1 pseudogene is annotated in these 1,399 nt (G+C 71.7%); it reads left to right on the top strand.

From position 1 onward, the window contains the following. Window positions 1-145: 145 nt before the first annotated feature. A pseudogene (locus AA75_RS16365) lies at window positions 146-1,399 on the top strand (D-alanyl-D-alanine carboxypeptidase); the annotation flags it as partial.

Raw genomic sequence — 1,399 nt, 5'->3', positions numbered from 1 at the left:
CCGCACCCCGGTCCCGGCCGCCGCCGCGGCGGGGGCACCGCCCGTGTCCCCGCCGCCGCCCACGGCCCCGCCGTCGTTCCCTTCCGGGCCCGCACCCCGGCCGGCCCCGCAGCCGGCGCCCGGCCCGGAGAACACCGTCGAGGCGATGGAGGTGCTGGCCGCCCTCAGCCGCCGCCCGGTCACGCCGTTCCAGCGGGCGGTCAAGCGCGCCACCATCTGGACGGTCTTCGCCGCCGTGGTGCTCGGCGCCCTGGTGATCGGTCAGCTGCTGCGGCCGCTGCCGGCCCCCAAGGCCAAGCTGGGCCTCGCGAACAGCTTCACCTTCACCGGCGACCAGCTGAACGTCCCCTGGCCCGCCAAGGGCCAGGCCGCGGCCGAGGTGGTCGGCGTGGGCAGCCTCGGCAGCTCCGGCCCGGACACCCCGGCGCCGATCGCCAGCGTCACCAAGGTGATGAACGCCTTCCTCATCCTCCAGGCGCACCCCCTGAAGAAGGGGGAGACCGGGCCGGTCATCACCGTCGACAAGCAGGCGGCCCAGGAGTCCAACGACGCCGACCAGTCCAAGGTGACCCTGACCGAGGGCCAGCAGCTCAACCAGTACGAGGCGCTGGAGATGCTGATGCTGCCCTCGGCCAACAACGTGGCCCGGCTGCTGGCGCGCTGGGACTCGGGTTCCGAGGAGGCCTTCGTCAAGAAGATGAACGACCAGGCCGCCCAGCTCGGCATGGCCAACACCACCTACGCGGACCCGGCCGGCTACAACAACGACACCAAGAGCACGGCGAAGGACCAGCTGAAGCTCGCCGAGCAGGTCATGAAGATCGACATCTTCCGGCAGATCGTCGCGGAGCCCGACACCAAGTTCAACGGCCAGCGGGTCTTCAACACCAACGAGATCCTCTCGCCGAAGAACGGGGTCATCGGCGTGAAGACCGGCTCCTCCACCCCGGCGGGCTCCTGCCTGATGTGGGCGGCCGTCAAGGACGTCGGCGGCGTCAAGCGGATGATCCTGGGCGTCACCCTCGGCCAGCCCGCCACCAAGGAGGAGCCCAGCCTGGTCAAGGCCGCCCAGCCGATCAGCATGAAGATCATCACTGCCGCGCAGAACGGCCTGGCCGGCCAGACCCTCGCCAAGCAGGGCGACGTCGTCGGCCACGTCGACGACGGCCTCGGCGGCAAGGTCCCGGTGGTCGCCGCCAAGGACCTGACGGTGGCCGGCTGGTCGGGCATCACCGCCAAGGTCACCCTGGACGCCGCCAAACTCGGCCACACCGCCAAGGCCGGCACCCAGGTCGGAACCGTCTCGGCGGGCGAGGGCGACGGCCGGGTCGAGGTGCCCGTCACGCTGCAGTCCGACCTCGCCCCGCCGTCCATCGCGTCCCGCCTGTTCCGGCTGTTC

The organism is Kitasatospora sp. MBT63 (assembly GCF_000710465.2).
Taxonomy (GTDB): domain Bacteria; phylum Actinomycetota; class Actinomycetes; order Streptomycetales; family Streptomycetaceae; genus Kitasatospora.
The sequence above is the reverse complement of the archived record's forward strand: the minus strand, read 5'-3'. Positions and strand labels throughout refer to the sequence as shown.